This window comes from Aetokthonos hydrillicola CCALA 1050, assembly GCF_017591665.1.
Lineage (GTDB): Bacteria > Cyanobacteriota > Cyanobacteriia > Cyanobacteriales > Nostocaceae > Aetokthonos > Aetokthonos hydrillicola.
In genome coordinates this window covers 1-1139 of the sequence record NZ_JAAKGC010000436.1, presented here as the reverse complement: position 1 = coordinate 1139, position 1139 = coordinate 1, and the positions used below count along the sequence as shown (strand labels likewise).

Below are 1139 nucleotides of genomic sequence, written 5' to 3'. Positions count from 1 at the left end.
AGGCAACATCCGAACGCAAAGAACTAGAAAACAAGGCGAAGCAAGCAAGAAGTTCGGAAACACTTGATGAATTAAAAGCATCCTACGATCGCTTTAAGCAAGATGGGGGCATAAACTTAGGCGTGTACTATCGTTTGAAGAAAGTTGTTTGATGTTTAGAGGGTGTAGAAAGCTGTATATATCCTACACCCTTTGAAAATTCTATTTTCAACGATTAGAACCAGGGTCTAGTAAAATCATAGTCTTTGCTTTAAAACTCTCCGTGTTTAAGAACAGAGGTTACAAGCTCGGTTTTTGGTAAATTTTTATAAAAATTTCAATGAATCCTATTTTAACAACTACACTTGCTACTCCCATTAAACCAAAGTCAGAAGACAGTTTTGCGATTACTTTTGCACCATTGTCTGTTGAGGAAGTCTACTTGAAGGCTAACGATGAGGCTAACGGCGCAGTGGTGATGATGAGTGGAATGGTTCGTAACCAAACCGATGGGAAACCTGTGGTTTCTCTTGAGTATCAAGCATACGAACCCATGGCGCTACGAGTGTTTTATCAAATTGCTGCTAATATTCGTGCAAATTGGTCTGATGTAACTCGTGTTGTGATTCATCATCGTGTTGGACACTTACAAATAGGCGAAATTAGCGTTTTAGTAGCAGTAGGTTGTCCTCATCGTAAAGAAGCGTTTGAAGCTTGCCGTTACGCGATCGACACCCTCAAACACAACGCCCCTATTTGGAAAAAGGAACACTGGTCAGATGGTTCTAGCACTTGGGTAAGTATTGGTGCTTGTGAACAAAATTGTTAACCAATTAACACTGCGTTGCTACTTGTAGAGGTTTGCGTCAAAAGCTCAATCCACATGCAACACAGCCTTACCAGGATAGCGCCTGTCTAAAAGTTGTTGTGCTATATCTGCTATTTCCGTCCAAGAAGCTTCCAGCTCAATATGTGGACTTAACTGTCCTAAATCTACAAGATCCAAGAGTCGTTTTAAGCCGACAGATGCTGATTCTGTTTGTAGCTCATGAAACAAAATGAATCCGTATAAACTTGCACCGCCTGTGCCGTAAAAACGGGATGCATTGAATGTTACTTCTGAACCGCCAGATGTTCCAAAGGATACCACAACACCATCT

General features: G+C 41.1%; 1 protein-coding gene and 1 pseudogene. One reads left to right on the top strand and one right to left on the bottom strand.

The genetic code is table 11. The features are described 5' to 3' along the window. Positions 1-319: 319 nt before the first annotated feature. Positions 320-808: a molybdenum cofactor biosynthesis protein MoaE gene (locus G4P69_RS38650; RefSeq protein WP_208355325.1), complete on the top strand. Its 489-nt coding sequence runs from the start codon at positions 320-322 to the stop codon at positions 806-808. A 45-nt stretch (positions 809-853) separates the two neighbouring features. On the opposite strand, the pseudogene G4P69_RS38645 reads toward G4P69_RS38650, so the two are convergent. After that, positions 854-1139: pseudogene (locus G4P69_RS38645) on the bottom strand (zinc-binding dehydrogenase); the annotation flags it as partial.